Raw genomic sequence first — 21,456 nt, forward strand, 5'->3', positions numbered from 1 at the left:
GGGACGGGACACGGCCTTTTCTGCCGCGATCGGTGCGTCTCGCGTGAGCGTACCTGTCACGACCAGCAGCTTTTCCGGTCGCCTGGAATGTCAGCGGCTCATCTCATCATCAGCCGCAAGAACAACCGCTCGCAAATCTCCGTATCACATACGTTTTCTCGTTCATGCCGATCGGTTGGGATCCGCCCGCTTCGCCCGGTAGGCGCCAATCGTACTGCCCACCGACGCCGTCATGATGCAGGCGATGGCCGCTCCCTGCAGGGACGTGAGACGCTCCCCGAGGATGAGGTAACCGGCGAGCGCGCCGCAGACCGGCTCGAGACTGAGCAGGATGCCGAAGGTCTGGCGCGGCAGGCCCCGCAGCGCCACCATCTCCAGGGAATACGGGATCGCGCTCGACAGGATCGCCACGGCGAGTCCGGCCACGACGATGGAGGGCGAAAGCAGCGCCGTACCCGCGCCGGCAATGCCGAAGGGCAGGATGACCAGGGCCGCCACGCTCATGCCGAGGGCGACCGCCTGCCCGCCGGGCAGGTGCCCCGCCCTCTGGCCGACGAGGATGTAGAGCGCCCAGCACAGGGCGGCGCCCAGCGCAAAGGCGACGCCGAGGGGATCGAGGCCGGCGCTCGCCCGATCCAGGGGCAGCAACAGGCACAGGCCGAGCAGAGCAAGCGCCACCCAGACCAGATCGACGGCGCGCCGTGACGAGGCCACCGCCACCGTGAGAGGCCCGACGAACTCGATGGCGATGGCGAGCCCCAGCGGGATCGTCCGCAGGGAGAGGTAGAACAGCAGGTTCATGCAGCCGAGCACGAACCCGTAGAGCACCACCACACCGGCATCGCGACGGCTGAGCGACCGGCGCCAGGGCCGCCATACGGCGAGCAGCAGCACCGCCGCCAGGGTTACGCGGTAGGCCGAGGTGCCCTCTGCGCCGATGACCGGGAACAGCTGTTTGGCGAAGGAGGTGCCGATCACGAGGGAGAGGATCGAGCCCACCAGGGCAGCCACGGGGGCGAGGCCGGAAAGAAGGGCTCTGGTGTCGGTGCCTGTCATGCCGCCCTCATAGCCGGATGAGGGCGAAGGAGCGACGGCCGGTGAAGGCCGGTCGCACCCCGTCAGGTCAGGCTGCCAGACGCATTCGGTCGCGGTCGGCGCGGTAGCTGGCGATCAGGGCGCCGGGAATCGCATCCAGGATCGCATCGGCCTCGTGGGTCGGCGATACGCCGATTTCGATCCGCACGGCGTCGGGTACGATGTCGAATTCCGGCTGGGACACGACGATGGAAGGCACGTCGATCGTCACGAGGTCGTGGCCAGTCAGATCGATCGGCGCGGCGGCGAGCGGGCGGACCTGCGCCCTCGCCTCGCGCACACTCGCCCTGAGCCCGTCGGACAGGGCATCGAGCACGGATTCCATCGCCTGCCCCTGCTCGATGGTGACGGCGTCGATGCGGACGGGCTGGAGAACCAGCGGCACGGGTTGGGCCGGCCGGGGAGAGACGAGCTGCTGCGCCAGGCGCCATTCGGCGTCGAGGATCTGCATCCGTGTCCGGGTCTCCCGGCTCTCCTTCTCTTCCATGGCCTTGGCAGTGACGCGAACCTCCTCGCGGGCGGCCTCGGCTTCGTAGCGGGCGAGAAGAGCCATGACGCTCTGCGTCTCCGCAAGCGGCATGGTCTCGCAGGCGGTGAGCGCGCGCTCGATCATCCGGCGCGACAGGGTGGCATTGCCGGGCTTGGCTTGGCTGGTTTTGGCTTGGCCCGGCTCGGCCTGGAAACCGGCCTCGCGCCAGGCCGAGAGCGCGGCGGCGAAGGCGGGCAGCAGGACGGGCGGCAATCCGGCGCGGCGGTGGAGGGCGGCGAAACCCGAGGCGGAAGGGTCGTGCATCAGCCCAGCCACGCGGTCGGCCTTCAGGCCGGTGAGGTCGGACAGCGCCGCCTCCGCGAAGGCCATGCGGCCCGACAGGATCGCCCGCAGGATCAGGCCGGCATTGAGCTGTCCCCGGATGCGGAGATGGCTCACGAGGCGCGCGAGATCCGCCCCGTCGGCACCGGCGCTCACCTCCAGGGTGCTGCGCTCCAGGGCCTCGCGGCTCGCCCGCTCCCCACGAGCAGGGGTGAGCCAGCCCGAGGCGATGGCGAAGGCCGAGAGCGATGCCGCCACACGGGCGGTGACGGCCTGCCGCACTTCGAGGGGCAGGTCGGCCCGTAGCGTCAGGGCGTTCCTGAGGCCGGCATCGTCGCCGTGCCGCTCCACCATGCGCAGCAGACTGCCGGTGGTGATGCGGGCGCTGCGGTTGCGCACCAGGGTGGTGAGCGAAGGGACGCCGCCGATCTCGGCCATGGCGCCGGCCACCGCGTGGGAGAGGCCGAGCCGGCCGGCGATGGCGGTGCGGGTGGTCTCGCAGCCGACGGCGATGCCGTCGACGAGATCCGCATCGGTCAGGACGGACGAGCGCCGCAGCACAAGGGCGGCGATGTCGGGATGGTCGCCCGCCAAAGCCACGACCAGCGAGCGGGGTGCAGTCGCGCAACCGGCGCAGGCTTGCGCCAGGGCCCGACGCACGGCGAGGGCCGGGTCGTCGAGAAGCGCCAGGATCGCCGATTGCGCGTCGCGCGCCGCCCCGGCATCGAGCCCGCCATAGAGATAGGCCCGGGTCAGCGCCGCCGCGGCCTCCGCGCGACGGTCGATGGAAGCGTCACGGGTCCAGGACAGGAATTGGCGGATGATCATTGACCGCTCCGGGTCGCGAAGAGTGAGAGATCGAGAGGTTTGGAGGCGAAGTGTCCGGCCGACCGGGCGGCGGCCGTGAACTCGGCGGGTCGGCGCGGGGGCAGCGGTGCGCCGACGAGGGCGGTGGCCGTGGCGGCGGTGGGCGAGGCCGTCGCCACGACCTTCGCCGGCTCCGCGGGGATTGCGGCCGTCACGGAGGCCGTCTCTCCCGTCCCGTCCGAGCGCGGGAAATAGGTCGGCGCGCTGCGCACCGGCTCCGGCGATGGTGACGTGGCCCTGCCCTGCCAGAGGCGGGCGACCCCCTCGGACATCGCCCCCTGGCGCTTGTCGGTCTGGAACAGGGCCCGCAATCCGCCGCCATCGATGGCCGCATAGGCGGAGACGGGATCGGTGGTGGAGGCCGGCTCGACAGCTGCACCCGTCAGGGCCGTGGGGGCGGGCCGCGACGCGGATTGGCTGGCGGACAGGAGCGCGTAGAGTTCGGCGGCGCCGCGGGGCCGGCCGGTCTTGTCGTAGAACAGGCTCCGGTTGGCGGCGGCCGCCTCCGGCATGTCGAGGGCGGCGGCGCGCGCCGGACTCGCCTGGGCGGTGCCGATCAGCGTCGCCGCCCCCCGTGCGCCGAGAACATGGGCGGCGTAGAGATCGCCGCCGGTCGGCTCGCGCCCGAGGGCGGCGGTGAGCGCCTCGCCGTTGCGCTGGGTCAGGGCGCCCGCCATGGTGGCGGCCACCGCAGGGTCACGGCGCAGATCCAGGATGGTCTGGCGAGTGGTGGCGTCCTCGACCGCATAGGTGCCGTTGGGCCGGGCGGTGATGGCGTCGGCATAGGCCGAGAGGCCGAGCTTTGGCCCCGCATTCTTCATCGTCCCGAGCCAGGTCTGTTCGATGAATTGGAACAGCCCGGTGGCCGAGGACGTGGCGGCCTTGGCCGACGGGTCGAGGGAGGATTCGCGCTTGGCCGTGGCGAGAAGGTAGTCGAATTCGGTGCCGGTGCTGCGCGCGCCGCTGCGGATCGCATCGACCACGCCCGCCGAAGCCGATCCGGCGGCCGTTCCCGTGGTCGCCCCGTTCCGTGTGCCCGCGTCCCGGCCGAGGCCGGTCTCGCGAGTGCTGGCGGGGGGCGTCGTGAAGAGGAACATGACCGTCCGGCTGCAGGCGGACCTGACGATGTCGGCCTAAGCCTTAATCTGTTCCGGTTATGGTAAATAAAGGTTAAAGGAACCGCCACTCGCGCCGTCCCGAACCTGTATAAGTTTCAGGACGATACGGGTTCCGCCAACCCGCGCCGCCCCCGGCGCAGGGCCACCAGCATCGCGAGGCCGGCAGCGGCCATGGCAGCCCCGGCGAGGGGGACGGCCGGATAGCCGAGGCCCGCATCGATCACGCCTCCGCCGAGGGCGGCACCGATGGCGTTGCCGAGGTTGAATGCGCCGACATTCATGGCCGAGGCGAGGTTGGGCGCGTCCTGTGCCCTCTCCATCACCCGCATCTGCAGCGGCGGCACCAGGGCGAAGCTGGCGACGCCCCAGAGGAAGATCAGGATGGCGGCCGGGATCTCCCAGCGCATGCCCCAGGCGAAAAGGACCAACACTGCCACCAAGCCGGCCAGGGAGGCCACGAGTGTGCCGTCCACCGAGCGGTCGGCGAAGCGCCCGCCGGCCCAGTTGCCCACGGTGAGGCCGATTCCGTAGAGCACCAGCATCGCCGTCACGAACGGCGTCGCGGCTCCCGTCTCGATCCGCAGGATCGGCACGATGTAGGTGAACACCGTGAACATCGCGCTCGCACCGAGCACGGTGAGGGCGAGGGCAGCGAGCACCGGCCCCCGCATCAGGACGCGGAGTTCGGCCCGCATGTCGCCACCGGCCTCGGCCTCGAGAGGCGGCAGAGCCAGGCGCAGCGACAGCATGGCCACGGCCCCCACCGCGGCGATACCCCAGAAAGCCGCGCGCCAGCCCAGCATCTCCCCGACCCAGGCCGCCAGCGGCACGCCGCCGATGGTGGCGATGGTGAGCCCCGAGAACATCGCGGCGACGGCAGCGGCGCGGCGCTCGGGCGGCACGATGCCCGCCGCCACCACCGCCCCGACCCCGAAGAACGCGCCATGGTTCAGGGACGTGACGAGGCGGGCGACGATCAACATCGTATAGCTGTCGGCCACCGCCGAGAGGAGGTTGCCGAGGGTGAAGATGCCCATCAATCCGACGAGCAGGCGGCGGCGCTGCATTCGGGCGAAGGCCAACGTCATCAACGGTGCGCCGATGAGCACGCCCATCGCATAAGCGCTGACGACGAGACCCGCCGCCGGGATCGAGACCTGCAGGTCGTTCGCTATCAGCGGCAGCATGCCCATCGGCGTGAATTCGGTGACGCCGATGCCGAAGGCACCGGCCGACAGCGCCAGCAGGGGAAGGTTGAGTCTCATGATTCGTACTTTCCGTCTGTTCCGGAACAGCACATGGCGGATACCACCTCTCCCTGGTAGTATCGTGCTGGGACCAACATCCGTGCGCCGGAGGCATCAATGCTGCGCGACAAGGTCGACCGGGCCGGAGACATGGCGGTCTTCCTCGCCGTAGCTCAGGAGGGTAGCCTGTCGGCGGCCGCGCGCCGGTTCGGCCTCACCCCCTCGGCCGTGAGCCGGGTGGTGGCACGCATCGAATCCCGGCTCGGCGTCCGGCTCCTCGTGCGTACCACGCGCTCCCTGCACCTCACCGCCGAGGGCGAGACCTATGCCCGGGCGGCGCGGCGGATCCTCGCCGATCTCGACGAGACCGAAGCACAGATCGCCGACCAGGGCTGCCCGCGCGGCCGGGTCCGCGTCAGCGCTTCGATGGCCCATGGCAGGCGTGTGGTGGTTCCCCTCATCGGCGATTTCGTCGCCCGCCATCCGGGGATCGTGGTGGAGATCGACCTCAGCGACGAGATCGCCGATGTGAGCGGCGGGCGGACCGATCTCGCGATCCGGTTCGGGCCGCTGGCCGACAGCCCCCTTACCGCCCGGCGCCTCGGCGAGACCGGGCGAATGGTCGTGGCCTCACCCGCCTATCTCGCCCGGGCCGGCACGCCACGGGTTCCGGGGGATCTAGCCGGCCATAATTGCCTCGACTTCAACTTTCGCCGGATCGAGCCGGGCTGGCCGTTCCGCGAAGACGGGCGCGACCACCTCCTGGCGGTGCGCGGCAACATCGCGGCGAATAACGGCGAGACCCTGGTGCAGCTCGCCCTGCAGGGCATCGGCATCACCCGTGTCGGCACCTTCCATATTTCGGAGGATCTTGCGGTGGGCCGCCTCGTGCCGCTTCTGGAGGCATACAATCCTCAGGATCGCGAGGCGATCCATGCGGTGTTCGTTGGCGGCCCGGCCATGCCCGCCCGCATCCGGGTCCTGGTGGATTTCCTCGCCGAGCGCATGGGCCGCAGCCAGGGACCGGTTTCATGAAGGTGATCGGCAGCGATCGGACGTCCCGCGCCGGAATACGGGAGAGGCCGTCATGCGCGCATTCCTGATCGTTCCTGGGGATTCAGGGGCCATCGCGACGGCGATAGCGAGCGGCGCGCATGCGCTGATCGTGGATGTCACCGGTCTCTCATCGCCGGATTACTTCCTCGATCGCAAGCAGAGCGGACCGCTGATCTACCTACGCTCGGGCGAACTGGAACGCGATCTCTCGGCGATGATGGCCGTGGCACCGGACGGCATCGTGCTGTCCCGCTGCGAAGGCGTCCGCGACGTCATGCGCCTCGGTGCGCAGCTCGCCGTCGAGGAAGCGATACATGGGTTGGCCGACGGGTCGACGCAGATCCTGCCTCTCATCGAGACGGCGCGAGGCGCCCTGGCCTCGCATACCCTCGCGGATTCGAGTGGGCGTCTCGCCGGCATCGCCTGGGACGCCGACGCCATCAGGGCCGAGATCGGGGCGCTCACCACCCGTGATCGCGGCGGCGCGCTGAGACACCCCCTCGCTCAGGTCCGCTCCCTCATTCGTCTCGCCGCCACCGCAGCGAGGGTTGCCGCGATCGACGCGGCATGCCCGCCAGGGGGCGACTTCGCAGACGAGGTCGATGCTGCGTGGAGCGATGGATTCGAAGCGAAACTCGTTCTCGAACCGGATCAGGCTGGATTCGTCACGACTTTCGACGGTCGCTTCCCGGCACCGTCCACGGATGGCTGACGGTGCCGGGAAGGAGGCGCTTCATTGTTCGAGAGCGTCGGGGCCAGCCTATTCGGCGGCTTCGCCGTCCTCATCCGCCGGCAGGGTCCGAGCGGTCGGATCACGCTGCGCTTCGGGCGAGACGATGTTGTGGCTGACGGGGACGGCCGTTACGTCGGGGGTGGAGCGTGAGCCCGTATCCGCCAGCATCATCGAAGCGCCCACCGAGATCAGACCGGCGAGGGAGCGGATGTCGTCCGGCTGGCGCGGGCTTCGGGAGATGACTTCGGCCTCGCGCTGAAGGCGCAGGTTGCAGGCCTTGCTGGGCAGCCCGCCATCCGGCGTGCAGGCGTCGTGCCGGGCACAGGCCGCATCGAGGGCGTCGATGGGCGGGAGGGGGGCATTGTTGCCGGGCCCGCAGTAATTGCCATGGATCAGCATGGTCGGCGGCCGGGTCGTCGTTTGCGCCAGAGCCGGCGTCGCGAGAGTAGCGGCCAGCAGAAGCGGTGCGGTGAACTTGAGGAACATGATATGACTACCTGTGCGAGCGCCCCCTCAGGCGTTTCGCGGAAAGGAGTCGCCGAACGACGGCTCGGCCCATTAAGGCTTTGCCCCTCATCTTGGTTCCCACTTTGACACGAAGCAGACCCCGGCCACTCTCGTCATGGCTCAGCTTGCGCCGTTGGTGAGAGACTGGCCGAACCGAGGCTACTGACCTGCTCCGGGCGGACGCTTCAACTCGAAACGCGCGTCGTCGGTAACACTGAAATAATCGAAATATCCTCCCCGCATGAGAGGATGCATGGCGCCGGTATCGACCCGGCCGTCCTTGATGAAGGCATCGTCGACATAGATCGACACAACCTGCCCGATCACCAGGAAGTGGTTGGCTTCGCTGCCGTCGAGAGGTGTCAGGGGCACGGTCTGGAGCCACCGGCATTCCAAGGCGGCGGGGGACTCGGCGACCCGTGGCGGACGCACCTTGCGCGATGGCACCGGAGTCAGCCCGGCCGCCACGAACTCGCTGTCGCCCCGGGCGAGGGGGGCCGAGGTGGCATTCATGGCGTCGCGCAGATCGTAGGTGGCGAAGTTGCAGACGAACTCCCCGCCCTCCTCCGCGAAGGTCATCGCATCCTTTCGGCCTGAGGACGAGAACATCACCATATCGGGGCCGGTGGCGACGGCGTTGAAGTAGGAATAGGGGGAGAGATTGACGTGGCCCTGCTTGTTCATCGCGCTGATCCAGCCGATGGGGCGGGGGGCGACCAGGGCCTTCAGCGGGTTGTGCGGCAGGGTGCGGTTCTCGGAATCGTAATGCATGGCGCGGCTCAGATCCGGGTGACGATGTCGGCCAGGGCCGGTCTCGGGCGATCGCCCGGAACCTCGCGGGCACGGCCGAGATGGATGAAGCCCGCGAGTTTCTCGCGCGGATCGAGGCCGAGGACGTCGAGAATGCGGCGGTCATAGGCGAACCACTCGGTCAGCCAGGCAGTGGCGAAGCCCGCGGCATTGGCCGCGACGACGAGGTTCATGCACACGGCACCGGCCGACAGCACCTGCTCCCATTCCGGGATCTTCACATGGGGGGCGGCGCTGGAGACGACCGCGACCACGAGGGGGGCGTGGGCGAGGCGGTGGCGCTCCAGATCGAGGCGCTTCGGATCGGCCTCCGGGTGGTCCGCCGCATAGGCGTCCGCGATGGTCTCACCCACGCGCAGGCGGGCATCGCCCTCGATCACCAGGAAGCGCCAGGGGCTGAGCTTGCCGTGGTCCGGTACGCGGGACGCGATGGTGAGAATCGCATCGAGCTCCTCGGTGTTCGGACCCGGGCCCTCGAGATTGACCGGCGGAACCGAACGGCGGACGCGAAGGAGGTCGATCGTGTCGTTCCGCGGAATGTCGGATATGGTGTCCATGGAACCTGTTCGGCGCGAATGAGGGACGTGGGGGCACCGCCGGGCGGCTGGTCTGAGGCGAGCCGCTTCGGCGATCGATAGGAAGCTTCGGCCTTGGAGCCGCCACGGTCCGGATACAAAGCGGGATGTCGCATTCGGCACGGTGACGGTCGACAAGCGAAAACATGCCGTGCGGTCCGCAGCTTGGCAATCGCCGACATGCATGGCGGCCCCGTGCATGGTGGCGCCGTGAAGGAGATAGCGGATGGGACCGGTAATGCGCGCGCTCGCGGTGACGGGAGCCATGGCGATGGCGGCGTTTCCGACGCAGGCGCAGGAGCGCGACCCGTTCGGCGGTCGCAACGGTCCAGCCCTGCCCTCCCCCTCGATCACGGGACCGCAATTGCCGAGCCCAACTGTCGAGGGCGAGGCACCGCTCGCCCTCACCGCCCTGTTCGCGGGCAGCAACCAGCCTGTACGGTCCGGCCTCGCCTGGCGCATCTACGAGGACCGGTCCGATGGGGTGCGGCCGAACATCGTCGCGCGGTCCGAGGCGGCGGATCCGAGCTTCACCCTGGCACCCGGCACCTACGTCGCCACCGTCACCTACGGCTTCGCCAGCGCCTCGAAGCGCATCACCATGGCGGGCGCGGCACTCAGCGACCGCCTGACGATCACCGCGGGGGCGCTCAAGCTCTCTGGTGCCATCGGTGACATGAAGATCGCCCCCGCCGAACTCGCCTTTTCGGTCTTCGTGCCCATCGGCACCAATTCGGAAGGGCGCCTCGTGCGCAGCGGCGTCAAGGCGGGCGAGTTGATCCGCCTGCCGGAGGGGACCTACCACGTGGTCTCGAACTATGGGGAATCGAACGCGATCCAGCGCGCCGACCTCAAGGTGGAGAACGGCAAGGTCACCGACGCCACCCTCAACCACCGGGCCGCCACGGTGACCCTCAAGCTCGTGGCCGCGCCCGGGGCAGAGGCCTTCGCCGGCACCGCCTTCAGCGTCCTGACGCCGGGCGGCGACACGATCCGCGAAGCGATCGGCGCCTTCCCGCAGGTGACCCTGGCCGAGGGGGACTACGTCCTCATCGCCCGCCATGACGGGCAGGTCTACACCCGCGAGTTCAAGGTCGAGAGCGGGATGGACCGTGACATCGAAGTGGTGGCGAAGGCGTCATGATCCGGACCGTCTGCGTGTCCGTCGTCCTTCTCGCCGCCGTGCCCGCCACGGCGCAGACCATCACCGACGGATCCGACGCGACCGTGGGAGCGGAGGTCGCCGCCGCTACGACGGCGCTGCTGGGCAAGGGGCTCAAGAGCCCGGCCGAGGCACGCTATTCCCGGCTGCGACCGGGCAAGGCGGGCGCCGTCTGCGGCGAGGTCGACGTGACCAACCGGATGGGCGTCCATGTCGGCCCGCGCCCCTTCGTCGCCGATACCGGATCGGGATTTGCCGGCATTCTCCCGGACGCGGCTGAAATCCGGCACCCGTCCAGCATGGCGCAGTATCAGGGTTTCCAGCGCATTCTGGCGCTGCTCGCCGCGAATTGCGAGGGATGACTTTTTCTAGGATCCTTCCTGCGGCCTCATCCTGAATCGATCGGATGGGACTGAGGGGGCCTCAGCCTCCGAGAACCGCGAAGCCGGCCCCCGAGGCGGCTGTCAGCACGACGACGATCCAAGGCGGGGCCGCGCCGATCGTCAGGAGCAGGAACGCGCCGGCGGCGAGGGCGAAATCGCGCGGGCCGAGGACGGCGCCTGTCCAGAGCGGATCGTAGAGGGCAGCGGCGAGGATCCCGACCACTGCCGCGTTGGCGCCCCGCATGGCCGCCTGCGCCAAAGGCTTCGCGCGGAACGCATCCCAGAACGGCAGCGCGCCGTAGACCAGGAGCAGGCCCGGCAGGAAGACCGCGACCAGGGCGATGACGGCCCCGGCCAGACCGTTCGGCTCAGGCCCGAGGACAGCGCCGAGATAGGCCGCGACGGTGAAAAGCGGCCCCGGCACGGCCTGGGCCGCGCCGTAGCCGGCCAGGAACGCGTCCGGGCCGATCCAGCCGGTCTCGACCAGAGCCGTGCGCAGGAGCGGCAGCACCACATGGCCTCCGCCGAAGACGAGGGCGCCCGCGCGGTAGAACGCATCGAACAGGGCGAGCCCCTGCGAGGCCAGAACTTCGGCCAGGAGCGAAGGTAGAACGAGGAACAGGCCGAACAGAAGGAGGGCCACCGCGCCGGCCCGGCGCGAGACCGGGAAGCGGAGCGGCTGGCCCGGCACTCCGGCCGCCTGCCGGCACAGGACGAGGCCGGCCATGGCTCCCGCCGCGATGGCAACGACCTGCCCCGCCGATCCAGCGAGTGCCGTGACGAGGCAGAGGGCGGCGAAAGCGATGGACGCGCGGGTGACATCGGGCGCGAGGCTGCGGCCCATGCCCCAGACCGCCTGCGCCACCACCGCCACGGCGACGAGCTTCAGCCCATGGACGAGGCCCGATCCGACCGGGCCGCCGAGGGCACCGGCGCCATAGGCGAAGGCCACGAGAAGGAGCGCCGAGGGCAGGGTGAAGGCGGTCCAGGCCGCCAACCCACCGGCCAATCCCCCTCCCCGCATCAGGCCGAGGGAAAACCCGACCTGGCTCGATGCCGGGCCGGGCAGGAACTGGCACAGGGCCACGAGATCCGCATAGGCCGCCTCGTCGAGCCAGCGCCGGCGGTGCACGAACTCCTCGCGAAAGTAGCCGAGATGGGCGATCGGGCCGCCGAAGGCGGTGAGCCCGAGCTTGAGGAAGGCGAGGAAGACTTCCCGCACGGAACCCTCGCGGGAAGGCAGTGGTGTCGTCACAGTGGTTGACCTTGGCGTCATGGCTCGGGTCCTGACCACCCTCCTACCCTAATCCCCTCATCCTGAGGTGCCGCGAAGCGGCCTCGAAGGAGGGCTCCGGCCTGACTGGCGATCCCTGGACGCCTCCTTCGAGGGCTCCGCTGCGCTGCGCCGCCTCAGGATGAGGTCGTGGGTGGGATGGCTCCCGGAAACCTATCCCAGCCCGCCGGCCTCGACGATGAAGCGGGCGACCGTGTCGGCGCCGTGTCCCTCGCGCAGGGAGGAGAACACGTAGGGCCGTGTGCCCCGCATGCGCCGGGTATCGGCCTCCATCACCCCGAGATCGGCACCGACCATGGGGGCGAGGTCGGTCTTGTTGACGATGAGGAGATCGGACCGGGTGATGCCGGGGCCGCCCTTGCGTGGGATCTTCTCGCCGCCGGCGACATCGATGACGTAGAGGGTGAGGTCGGCGAGTTCCGGCGAGAAGGTCGCCGCGAGGTTGTCGCCGCCGGATTCGATCAGGATCAGGTCGAGCTTCGGGAAGCGTCGGCGCATCTCGGCCACGGCCGCGAGGTTGATCGAGGCGTCCTCGCGGATCGCCGTATGCGGGCAGCCGCCGGTCTCGACGCCCATGATCCGCTCCTCGGGCAAGGCGCCAGCCACGGTGAGGATACGGGCATCCTCCTTGGTGTAGATGTCGTTGGTGATGGCGCAGATCTCGAAGCGATCGCGGAAGCGCTTGCAGAGCTGTTCCATCAGGGCGGTCTTGCCGGAGCCGACAGGGCCGCCGATGCCGACGCGCAAGGGGCCGTTCGGTGAGTGGCCGTTCAGTGAGGTCATGACGGGGTCTTTCACGAGCGGAAGATCCGAGAATACTGGGTCTCGTGCCGGGCCGAGCCGAGATCGAGGCGCAAGGTCGCGGTGCCAATGTCGTCCAGGCTCAGGGGCGGGATGGTTGCGGCCAAACCCGCCACCCGAGGGGTGAGGGACGCGATCACCCGCGTGCCGGCGCTCTGGCCGATGGGCGCGCAGCGCAGCGCCGCCGAGACGAGGTTCTGCAGGAAGGCGAGGCCGAACCCGGCGAGCACCGGGGCGAGCGCCATGCGATGGGCGCCGGCCGAGAGCCCGACCGCCACCGGGTATGCCACCTCGCCGGGCAGCGCCTCGCTCAACCGATCGAGTTCCGGCAGCCCCCAGGCGGCGCGGGTGGCGTCGAGGAAGCTGCGCCCCTGCTGGGTCGTCTCGAGGTGGAGCTCGCGCGTGGGCGCCAGGGCGACGGCGAGGTCGTTGACCTCCATCAGCGCCGGGACGTCCCCCGCCTCGGCGGCGGCATGGGCATGGGCCAGAAGAATCAGGTCGTTTCGCACAGCGCCCCGTTCGAGCACGTCGCCGAGCCATGCCAGCAGCGAGGCCTCGCCGCCGACATCGCCGCATTCCACGGCCCATTCGAGCCCATGCGAATACGCATAGGCCCCGACCGGATAGCCCGGCGAGAGCCAGGCCATGAGCCGAACGGTGTCGATCATCGAGGGGTCGCCCCTCATCGCGCCGGGCGCCCTTCCCTGGAAGCCCGGACCGCCAGCGGCCCATGGGGCAGAGGATGGGGGCAGAGGGCGAGGCTCAACCGGGCACCGCATCGTGGCTGTGCGGATGAGGATGATCGTGCGCATGGCCATGCCCGTGGTGGTGCCCGGCAGCCTCGCCGGCATAGGCCCCGCCCTCGGGCCGGAACGGACGCTCCACCGGCTCGGCCGTTCCCCCTAAACCCCGCACCATCTCGGCCAGCACGTGGTCGTAGGCGATATGGACCGCGTCCGCGCCGATCTCGGCCGGGATGTGCCGGTTGCCGATGTGCCAGATCAGGCGCTTGAGGGCGAGGTCGTCGGCGGCCCGGATCTCGAGCAGGCGCTCGGGCGCGGCCTCGACCCAGACGAGGCGGCCATCCTGCAGCACCAGGGCGTCACCGTCGTCGAGGACCGTCGGCTCGGGCAGGTCGAGCAGGAAGGACAGTCCGCCGACCCCGCGCATGGCCATGCGGCGGCGATGCCGGTCGCCATGGTCGAGGACGATGCGGTCGACGATCTCGCCCGAGAGCGCGTCTCGGCGGATCACTTTCGTGGCGCGGATCAGGGAAGAGCTCAAAACAGGAAATACCGCTGGGCCATCGGCAGCACCTCGGCCGGTTCGCAGACCAGGAGCTCGCCATCGGCGCGCACGTCATAGGTCTCCGCGTCGATCTCGATGTTCGGCGTGGCGTCGTTGAGGATCATGCTCTTCTTCGAAATGCCGCCGCGCACGTTCTCCACGGCGACGAAGAGCTTCTGCGCGCCGAGCCGTTCGCGAAGACCGTCCTCGATGGCGGCCTTCGAGACGAAGGTGAGCGCGGTGGCGAAGGGCGACCGGCCGATCGCTCCGAACATCGGGCGGTAATGCACCGGCTGGGGCGTGGGGATCGAGGCGTTGGGGTCGCCCATCGGCGCGGTGGCGATCATGCCGCCCTTGATGACGAGGTCGGGCTTCACCCCGAAGAAGGCCGGCGTCCACAGCACGAGATCGGCGAGCTTGCCCGCCTCCACCGAGCCGACATGGGCCGAGACGCCATGCGCGATGGCCGGATTGATCGTGTATTTCGCAATGTAGCGGCGGGCACGCAGGTTGTCGTTGCCGGAAGCGTCGCCCGGCAGGCTCCCGCGCTGGCGCTTCATCTTGTCCGCCGTCTGCCAGGTCCGGATGACGACCTCGCCGACCCGGCCCATGGCCTGGCTGTCCGACGACATCATCGAGAGCGCACCGATATCGTGCAGGATGTCCTCGGCCGCGATGGTCTCCTTGCGGATGCGGCTCTCGGCGAAGGCGAGATCCTCGGGAATCGCCGGATCGAGGTGGTGGCAGACCATGAGCATGTCGAGATGCTCGTCGATGGTGTTTTTCGTATACGGGCGCGTCGGGTTGGTGGAGGACGGGAGCACGTTCATCAGCCCCGCCACCTTCATGATGTCCGGCGCGTGGCCGCCCCCCGCCCCTTCCGTGTGGAAGGCGTGGATGGTCCGCCCCGCGAAGGCGCGGATCGTGTCCTCGACGAAGCCGGATTCGTTGAGCGTGTCGGAATGGATCATCACCTGCACGTCATGCAGGTCGGCCACCGTGAGGCAGGTGTCGATGGCCTGGGGCGTGGTGCCCCAATCCTCGTGGAGTTTCAGGGCGCAGGCGCCGGCGCGGACCATCTCGACGAGGCTCTCGGGCCGCGAGGCGTTGCCCTTGCCGGCGAAGGCGAGGTTCATCGGGAAGCTGTCCGCCGCCTCGATCATCCGGGCGAGATGCCAGGGGCCGGGGGTGCAGGTGGTGGCGAAGGTGCCGTGCGCCGGGCCGGTGCCGCCGCCGAGCATGGTGGTGACGCCCGAGCACAGGGCCTCCTCGATCTGCTGCGGGCAGATGTAGTGGATATGGCTGTCGAACCCGCCGGCCGTGAGGATCTTGCCTTCGCCGGCGATCACTTCGGTGCCGGGGCCGACGATGATGTCGACGCCGGGCTGGATGTCCGGGTTGCCGGCCTTGCCGAGCTTGAAGATCCGCCCCTTCACGATGCCGACATCGCATTTCACCACGCCCCAATGGTCGAGGACCACGGCATTGGTGATGACGGTGTCCACCGCGCCATCGGCATTCGTCACCTGCGACTGCCCCATCCCGTCGCGGATGACCTTGCCGCCGCCGAACTTCACCTCCTCGCCATAGGTGGTGTGGTCGCGCTCCACCTCGATGACGAGGGAGGTATCGGCGAGGCGGATGCGATCGCCCGTGGTGGGGCCGAACATGTCGGCATAGGCCGAGCGGGCGAGGGAGGCGGGGCGGGGTGTGTTGGACATCAGGCGGCCTCTCGTGCCTCTGCGACGGCGCGGTCGAACAGAGCGTCCAGCGCCGCGTTGACGCCGCGACAGCCGGCAACGACTTCTTTCGCCCAATCGATGTAGTTCGCCACGCGCTCCGAGCTCCAATCGTCCGGAGGGCTCGCCACGAGCGAATGCAGGTTGCTGATCTTGTCCGCGATTTTGAGGGCGCGGGCGCCGGGCGACTTGTGCGGCGCCTGCTCGACCTGGAGCCGCTTGCGCTCGGCCTTGGGCAGCGATTTGTCGTCCGTGACCTCGGCCACGAGTTCGGCGACGCGCCGACCGAACAATTGCTCGATCTCCTCGCGGCTCGTCCCGGTATCCTCCACCGTGTCGTGGAGCCAGCCCGCCGCCACCAGATCGGCATCGGGCGCTTCGGCCGTCGCGGCCAGGAGCGAGGCCACCTCGGCGAGGTGGTTCACGTAAGGCTCGCGCGCCGCGCCCTTCCGGGTCTGCCCCACGTGACGCCGCGCGGCGAACTCGGCGGCACGGGTGACGAGGAGGATGCCATCGCGCAGGCGGAACGTCTCGTCGGTCATAGGGACCCCATCACGTCACCGCGGAACCCGTAGACCGTCCGCGCGCCGAGCAGCGGCACCAGGGAGACCTCCCGGGTGGCGCCTGGCTCGAACCGCACCGCCGTGCCCGGCGCGATGTCGAGGCGCTGGCCCCTCGCCTTCTCGCGCTCGAAGGTCAGGCCCGGATTCACCTCGTAGAAATGGTAATGCGAGCCCACCTGGATCGGACGGTCCCCCACATTGGCCACGGTGAGCAGGGTGCGCGGGGCGCCGTCGTTGAAGACGATCTCGCCCGGAAGCGTCGTCACAATGCCCGGCACGTCCGACGAGGGCGCGCCGCGGATCGGGTGGTGGACGGTGACGAGCTTGGTGCCGTCGGGAAAGGTCGCCTCCACTTGGATGTCGTGGATCATCTCCGCGATGCCCTCCATCACCTGGTCGGCGGTGAGGACATGGGCGCCCGCCTGCATCAATTCGGAGACCGAGCGGCCATCCCGCGCGCCCTCCACCACCGCATCGGTGATGAGCGCGATCGCTTCGGGATAGTTCAGCTTGACGCCGCGGGCGAGCCGGTTACGGGCGACCTGGGCGGCCATGGCGACCAGGAGCTTGTCCTTTTCGCGCGGGGTCAGGAGCACGGGAAACCTCGGGTGTTGGTCGCGGGGTGCGACGGTCGGCAGGCAAGGACCATGCGCAGGCCGGAGCGCATCGATACATCGAGAGTGTCGAGGTGCAAGCGGCGACACCGTCATATCCGGAAGACGCTCTCGATGAGACGCGTGGACTCGCTTCCCCCATGGCCGGACGTAGCGACCTCCTGTTGGAAAAGCTCTATCACCCAAGCTGCACCGTCCTCCGATTCAGCACCGCTGCCCCCATGTCTCCAGGCCGGATTGCCCGGGGCTTGCGCAAGGGGTGGGCTCCGGGTTCGAATGCGGCGGGCGGCTCTTCGCGCTCCAGATCATTCCCGAACCTTATCGGCAGGCCCCGTGACCTATCCCCGCGACCTCGTCGGCTACGGCCGCAACCCGCCCCATCCGCGCTGGCCGAACGGCGCGCGGATCGCGGTGCAGATCGTGCTCAACTACGAGGAGGGTGGCGAGAACTGCATCCTGCATGGCGATGCTGCTTCGGAGGCGTTCCTGTCGGAGATCGTCGGCGCCCAACCCTGGCCGGGCCAGCGGCACATGAATATGGAATCGATGTTCGAATACGGCTCACGTGCCGGCTTCTGGCGGATCTGGCGGCTGTTGCAGGCGCGGAACGTTCCCGTCACCGTGTTCAGCGTCGCCACGGCGCTCGCCCGCCATCCCGATATCGCCGCGGCCATGAAGGAGGCCGATTGGGAGATCGCCTGCCACGGCCTGAAATGGATCGACTACCGCGACTTCACCCGCGAGGAGGAGAAGGCGCATATGGACGAGGCGATCCGCATTCACACGGAGATCACCGGCGAGCGGCCGCTGGGCTGGTACACGGGCCGCTCCTCGGTCCACACCCTCGATCTCGGGGTCGAGGCCGGCTTCACCTGGCTCGCCGATTCCTACGCCGACGACCTGCCCTACTGGATCGAGGGGCGGAGCGGACGCGGCCTCGTGGTGCCCTACACGCTGGACGCCAACGACATGAAATGCGTCGCCCTCCAGGGGTTCAACACCGGCGACCACTTCTTCACCTACCTGCGCGACACGTTCGACGCGCTCTACGCGGAGGGCGAGACCGCGCCGAAAATGATGTCGGTGGGCCTGCATTGCCGCCTCGTCGGGCGGCCGGGACGGATCGCGGCGCTGGCCCGCTTCCTCGACCATATCGCCGCCCATGAGGACGTCTGGGTCGCGCGGCGGATCGATATCGCCGAGCATTGGATGAACACTCATCCGCCGGGCTGATCCCCCGCCCGCTGGACGGAACGGGCGTTCCTACTCCATCCTCGAAGCGGTGGCCCCGCCGGGACGAGGGGAACGCGTGAGGCCAGGGAGTTCCCGGCCGCTTCTCCGAAACCCGACAGGACCGCATCTCCGTGCCAACGACCGTCGAGAAGCCCCCCGAACGCCGTCGCCGCAAGGACGGCGCGGCGCGGCGCGAGGCGATCCTCGATGCCGGACTAGAGGTGTTCTCAGGGCTCGGCCTGCACGGGGCGAGCGTCGACCGGCTCGCCGAGCGGGCCGGCCTGTCGAAGGCCAACCTCCTCTACTACTTCCCCTCCAAGGAAGAGCTCTACGTGGCGGTGCTGCGCCGCGTCCTCGACGTCTGGCTCGATCCCCTGCAATCCTTCGACGCGGACAGCGAGCCCGCCGACGCGATCCGGGCCTATATCCGCGCCAAGCTGACCCTGTCGCGGGATGCGCCGCAGGCCTCGCGGCTTTTCTGCCTGGAGATCGTCCAGGGCGCACCGCTCCTGCGGGCCGAGCTCGAAGGCCCCCTGCGCGGGCTGGTGGAAAGCAAAGCGGCGATCCTGCGCGGCTGGATCGACCAGGGCCGCATCGGTGCCCACGACCCGCACCACCTCATCTTTTCGATCTGGGCGATCACCCAGCACTACGCCGATTTCGCGGTCCAGGTGGATGCGGTCACCGGCCGGAGCCTCGACGAATCCGACTTCTTCGAGAGCACCGTGATAAGCACGCAGGCCCTGATCCTCACCGGGCTGGGCCTGCGATAGGCACTCGGCGGATTTCGCGTCCAGGAGCCCGCTCTGGAAGCGAGCCCCATCGGCGAGATCCCCGAAAAACCTATTTCTTCGAGGCGAGATACGCGATCACGTCATCGATCTTCTTGTCGTCGGGATAGCCGGCGAACACCATCTTCGTCCCCGGCACCTTGGCCTTCGGGTTCTTCAGCCATTCGTGCAGGTTCGCCTCGTCCCAGGTGAGGCCGGACGCCTTGAGCGGGGCCGAGTAGGAATACCCGTCGAGGGAGGCCGCCTTGCGTCCGACAACCCCCGTCAGATCCGGGCCGACGCCGTTCTTGCCGAAGGCATGGCAGGCCTTGCAGGGCGCGAACGCCTTCTCGCCGGCGGCGGCATCGCCCTCGGCGTGGGCCGCCATCGGAAGCAGCATCGCGACGAGAGCACCGAGCATCGGGTACCGCATGGGGTTTCCTCTCCGTGGTTGTTTTGAATACCTCCAGATTACTGACCGCATGCTTCCCGAAGGCAATGTCCGAGAGGGAAGACTCACGAGAACGTGTCACGTCGCGAGGATGGCCAGAGAAGATTCGCGTATCCGCCCCGCAATTCAGCAGACGCCGCCTCCCCACCGGGCAAATCGGAGAGAGTTTGGGCAAACACCTATATCTGTTGGATTTAGAGTTTGATCATATGGTCCAAACAGCTACCGTTCACCATCGGACGGGGCGACCACGGTACACTCCGTTCGCAACCTTGACCGGCATTGGATCCCATCGTCCAATCTCTGCCAGCTCAGCGAGGTTGTCATGAATGTCGGCGTCTTTATTCCCATCGGCAACAACGGCTGGCTCCTCTCGGAGAATGCGCCGCAATACAAGCCGAGCTTCGAACTGAACAAGCAGGTCGTCCTCAAGGCCGAAGGCTACGGGCTCGATTTCGCCCTGTCGATGATCAAGCTGCGGGGCTTCGGCGGCAAGACCGAGTTCTGGGACCACAACCTCGAATCCTTCACGCTGATGGCGGGCCTCGCCGCCGTGACGAGCCGGATCAAGCTCTTCGCCACCGCCGCCACCCTGTGCATGCCCCCCGCCATCACAGCCCGGATGGCCTCCACTATCGATTCCATCTCCGGCGGCCGCTTCGGCCTCAACCTCGTGACGGGATGGCAGCGGCCTGAATACTCGCAGATGGGTCTGTGGCCCGGCGACGAGTACTTTTCGCGGCGCTACGAATACCTCTCCGAATACGCCCAGGTGCTGCGCGATTTGTGGGAGACGGGGTCCTGCGACCTCAAGGGCGAGTTCTTCCAGATGGACGATTGCCGGCTCTCGCCCCGGCCGCAGGCGGAGATGAAGATCATCTGCGCCGGCCAATCGGCCGCCGGCATGGCGTTCACGGCGAAATATGCCGACTACAATTTCTGCTTCGGCAAGGGCGTGAACACGCCCAAAGCCTTCGCCCCCACGGTGGAGCGACTGGAACTCGCCAAGGCCGAGACGGGCCGGGACGTGTCGTCCTACGTGCTGTTCATGATCATCGCCGCCGAGACCGACGAGGAGGCCCGCGCCACCTGGGAGCATTACAAGGCGGGAGCGGATCAGGAGGCCATCGCCTGGCTCGGGGTCCAGGGCGCGGCCGATACAAAATCCGGCGCCGACACCAACGTGCGCCAGATGGCCGACCCGACCTCGGCGGTGAACATCAACATGGGCACCCTCGTGGGCTCCTACGCGGAGGTGGCGCGCATGCTCGACGAGGTCGCCACCGTGCCCGGCACCGAAGGCGTGCTCCTGGTCTTCGACGATTTCCTCGAAGGGCTCGATGCCTACGGCACCCGCATCCAGCCGCTGATGCGCTCGCGGGCGCATGTCACCGCCGATGCGGTGCCGATGGCGAAGGTGGCGTGATGGTCGCCGGCTATCACGACGCAGCCGGACGCCATGGCGGCATCACCCTCCCCGCGCGGCCGGAGCCCATCGCCTTCGCTGCCGAGGCCACGGCCCTCATCGTCATCGACATGCAGAACGCCTATGCCACCAAGGGCGGTTATCTCGATCTCGCCGGGTTCGACGTCTCGGCGACCGGGCCGGTGATCGGACGGATCGCGACGGCCGTCGCTGCCGCCCGCAAGGCCGGGATCAGGATCGTCTGGTTCCAGAACGGCTGGGACCCGGACTATGTCGAGGCCGGAGGGCCGGGCTCGCCGAACTGGCACAAGTCGAACGCCCTCAAGACCATGCGCAGCCGCCCCGACATGAACGAGCGGCTGCTCGCCAAGGGCACCTGGGACTACGCCCTGGTGGATGCGCTGAGCCCCGAGCCCGGCGACATCGTGCTGGGCAAGCCGCGCTACAGCGGCTTCTACAATACCCAACTCGACAGCCTGCTGCGCTCTGCCGGCATCCGCACCCTGGTCTTCACCGGCATCGCCACCAATGTCTGCGTGGAATCGACCCTGCGTGACGGGTTCTTTCTCGAATACTTTGGCATCGTCCTCGCCGACGCGACGCATCAGGCGGGGCCGGACAGCCTGCAGGCCGGCGCGCTCACCAATATCGAGACCTTCTTCGGCTGGGTCTCGGATGTCGCGAGCTTCGAGGCGGCCCTGGGCGAGCGGGACGCCGCGGCGGAGTGACATCCTCCCTCGCGCCCTCGACCTCATCTTGAGGTGCCGCAGCGTAGCGGAGGCCTCGAAGGAGGCTTTCAGTTCGCTCCCAGGGGCCTGGAGGCCTTCTTCGAGGCCCGCTGACGCGGGCACCTCAGGATGAGGTCACGGGTGGGCAAGACGACACAGACGACGAAGACGGCCATTTCGACGATG

At 68.7% G+C, this 21,456-nt stretch carries 22 protein-coding genes and 1 pseudogene; 8 read left to right on the forward strand and 15 right to left on the reverse strand.

What is annotated here, in order from left to right:
• Nucleotides 1-162 precede the first annotated feature (162 nt).
• The 4 genes from ASF32_RS07165 to ASF32_RS07180 all read right to left on the reverse strand — a co-directional run bounded on the left by ASF32_RS07165 (nt 163) and on the right by ASF32_RS07180 (nt 5,156).
• Nucleotides 163-1,056, reverse strand: a complete 894-nt coding sequence (locus ASF32_RS07165; RefSeq protein WP_056425588.1) for a DMT family transporter — start codon at nt 1,054-1,056, stop codon at nt 163-165.
• Between the two features lie 67 nt (nt 1,057-1,123).
• Nucleotides 1,124-2,734, reverse strand: coding sequence for a DUF2336 domain-containing protein (locus ASF32_RS07170; protein WP_056425590.1), 1,611 nt, complete (start codon nt 2,732-2,734; stop codon nt 1,124-1,126).
• Nucleotides 2,731-3,870: a lytic transglycosylase gene (locus tag ASF32_RS07175; RefSeq protein ID WP_056425593.1), complete on the reverse strand. Its 1,140-nt coding sequence runs from the start codon at nt 3,868-3,870 to the stop codon at nt 2,731-2,733. Before ASF32_RS07175 ends, ASF32_RS07170 begins: the two co-directional genes overlap by 4 nt.
• Before the next feature lie 116 nt (nt 3,871-3,986).
• Entirely contained in the window at nt 3,987-5,156 is a 1,170-nt protein-coding gene (locus tag ASF32_RS07180; protein ID WP_056425596.1) for an MFS transporter, read from the reverse strand.
• A 99-nt stretch (nt 5,157-5,255) separates the two neighbouring features.
• Between ASF32_RS07180 and ASF32_RS07185 the strand changes: the two genes are divergently transcribed.
• Both ASF32_RS07185 and ASF32_RS07190 read left to right on the forward strand, forming a co-directional pair.
• On the forward strand, nt 5,256-6,173 hold the full coding sequence (locus ASF32_RS07185; RefSeq protein ID WP_056425599.1) for a LysR family transcriptional regulator: 918 nt from the start codon (nt 5,256-5,258) through the stop codon (nt 6,171-6,173).
• 52 nt (nt 6,174-6,225) lie between these two features.
• Complete coding sequence (locus tag ASF32_RS07190) at nt 6,226-6,906, forward strand: aldolase/citrate lyase family protein (RefSeq protein WP_056425603.1); 681 nt, start codon at nt 6,226-6,228, stop codon at nt 6,904-6,906.
• A 48-nt stretch (nt 6,907-6,954) separates the two neighbouring features.
• On the opposite strand, the gene ASF32_RS07195 is transcribed toward ASF32_RS07190, so the two are convergent.
• From ASF32_RS07195 to ASF32_RS07205, 3 genes are all read right to left on the reverse strand, one after another.
• Nucleotides 6,955-7,413, reverse strand: coding sequence for a hypothetical protein (locus tag ASF32_RS07195; RefSeq protein WP_056425606.1), 459 nt, complete (start codon nt 7,411-7,413; stop codon nt 6,955-6,957).
• A gap of 180 nt (nt 7,414-7,593) precedes the next feature.
• Nucleotides 7,594-8,205 carry a flavin reductase family protein gene (locus ASF32_RS07200; protein ID WP_056425609.1) on the reverse strand — a complete coding sequence of 204 codons (612 nt, stop codon included), beginning with the start codon at nt 8,203-8,205 and terminating at the stop codon, nt 7,594-7,596.
• Nucleotides 8,206-8,213: 8 nt separating this feature from the next.
• Complete coding sequence (locus ASF32_RS07205) at nt 8,214-8,801, reverse strand: nitroreductase (protein WP_056425610.1); 588 nt, start codon at nt 8,799-8,801, stop codon at nt 8,214-8,216.
• 283 nt (nt 8,802-9,084) lie between these two features.
• Here ASF32_RS07205 and ASF32_RS07210 point away from each other — a divergent pair, with 283 nt between their 5' ends.
• Nucleotides 9,085-9,963: a hypothetical protein gene (locus ASF32_RS07210; protein WP_244483605.1), complete on the forward strand. Its 879-nt coding sequence runs from the start codon at nt 9,085-9,087 to the stop codon at nt 9,961-9,963.
• Nucleotides 9,960-10,343 carry a hypothetical protein gene (locus ASF32_RS07215; protein WP_056425620.1) on the forward strand — a complete coding sequence of 128 codons (384 nt, stop codon included), beginning with the start codon at nt 9,960-9,962 and terminating at the stop codon, nt 10,341-10,343. The genes ASF32_RS07210 and ASF32_RS07215 overlap by 4 nt, the downstream gene beginning before the upstream one ends.
• 61 nt (nt 10,344-10,404) lie before the next feature.
• On the opposite strand, the gene chrA is transcribed toward ASF32_RS07215, so the two are convergent.
• From chrA to ASF32_RS07250, 7 genes are all read right to left on the reverse strand, one after another.
• Nucleotides 10,405-11,640: a chromate efflux transporter gene (gene chrA / locus ASF32_RS07220; protein ID WP_056425623.1), complete on the reverse strand. Its 1,236-nt coding sequence runs from the start codon at nt 11,638-11,640 to the stop codon at nt 10,405-10,407.
• Nucleotides 11,641-11,811: 171 nt separating this feature from the next.
• Nucleotides 11,812-12,441, reverse strand: coding sequence for an urease accessory protein UreG (gene ureG, locus ASF32_RS07225; RefSeq protein ID WP_056256188.1), 630 nt, complete (start codon nt 12,439-12,441; stop codon nt 11,812-11,814).
• 11 nt (nt 12,442-12,452) lie between these two features.
• On the reverse strand, nt 12,453-13,127 hold the full coding sequence (locus tag ASF32_RS07230; RefSeq protein ID WP_056425626.1) for an urease accessory protein UreF: 675 nt from the start codon (nt 13,125-13,127) through the stop codon (nt 12,453-12,455).
• Between the two features lie 94 nt (nt 13,128-13,221).
• Nucleotides 13,222-13,731: an urease accessory protein UreE gene (locus ASF32_RS07235; RefSeq protein ID WP_056425915.1), complete on the reverse strand. Its 510-nt coding sequence runs from the start codon at nt 13,729-13,731 to the stop codon at nt 13,222-13,224.
• A gap of 8 nt (nt 13,732-13,739) precedes the next feature.
• On the reverse strand, nt 13,740-15,467 hold the full coding sequence (gene ureC, locus ASF32_RS07240; RefSeq protein WP_056425635.1) for an urease subunit alpha: 1,728 nt from the start codon (nt 15,465-15,467) through the stop codon (nt 13,740-13,742).
• Nucleotides 15,467-16,027: an HD domain-containing protein gene (locus ASF32_RS07245; protein ID WP_056425637.1), complete on the reverse strand. Its 561-nt coding sequence runs from the start codon at nt 16,025-16,027 to the stop codon at nt 15,467-15,469. The genes ureC and ASF32_RS07245 overlap by 1 nt, the downstream gene beginning before the upstream one ends.
• Nucleotides 16,024-16,644, reverse strand: coding sequence for an urease subunit gamma (locus tag ASF32_RS07250; protein ID WP_056425642.1), 621 nt, complete (start codon nt 16,642-16,644; stop codon nt 16,024-16,026). Before ASF32_RS07250 ends, ASF32_RS07245 begins: the two co-directional genes overlap by 4 nt.
• 351 nt (nt 16,645-16,995) lie before the next feature.
• Here ASF32_RS07250 and puuE point away from each other — a divergent pair.
• Nucleotides 16,996-17,874: pseudogene (gene puuE / locus ASF32_RS07255) on the forward strand (allantoinase PuuE); the annotation flags it as partial.
• A gap of 152 nt (nt 17,875-18,026) precedes the next feature.
• Nucleotides 18,027-18,668 carry an HTH-type transcriptional regulator RutR gene (rutR, locus tag ASF32_RS07260; RefSeq protein ID WP_056425648.1) on the forward strand — a complete coding sequence of 214 codons (642 nt, stop codon included), beginning with the start codon at nt 18,027-18,029 and terminating at the stop codon, nt 18,666-18,668.
• A 70-nt stretch (nt 18,669-18,738) separates the two neighbouring features.
• Here the strand turns inward: rutR and ASF32_RS07265 are convergent, their stop codons facing one another.
• Nucleotides 18,739-19,098, reverse strand: coding sequence for a cytochrome c family protein (locus ASF32_RS07265; protein WP_026175908.1), 360 nt, complete (start codon nt 19,096-19,098; stop codon nt 18,739-18,741).
• 343 nt (nt 19,099-19,441) lie between these two features.
• Here ASF32_RS07265 and rutA point away from each other — a divergent pair, with 343 nt between their 5' ends.
• Together rutA and rutB are read left to right on the forward strand one after the other, a co-directional pair.
• Complete coding sequence (gene rutA, locus ASF32_RS07270) at nt 19,442-20,542, forward strand: pyrimidine utilization protein A (RefSeq protein ID WP_056425650.1); 1,101 nt, start codon at nt 19,442-19,444, stop codon at nt 20,540-20,542.
• The gene (gene rutB / locus ASF32_RS07275; RefSeq protein ID WP_056425653.1) at nt 20,542-21,270 is read left to right on the forward strand and encodes a pyrimidine utilization protein B; all 729 of its coding nucleotides are present in this window, start codon (nt 20,542-20,544) and stop codon (nt 21,268-21,270) included. The genes rutA and rutB overlap by 1 nt, the downstream gene beginning before the upstream one ends.
• Nucleotides 21,271-21,456: the final 186 nt, after the last annotated feature.

The sequence above is a fragment of the Methylobacterium sp. Leaf91 genome (assembly GCF_001422815.1).
Taxonomy (GTDB): Bacteria; Pseudomonadota; Alphaproteobacteria; order Rhizobiales; family Beijerinckiaceae; genus Methylobacterium.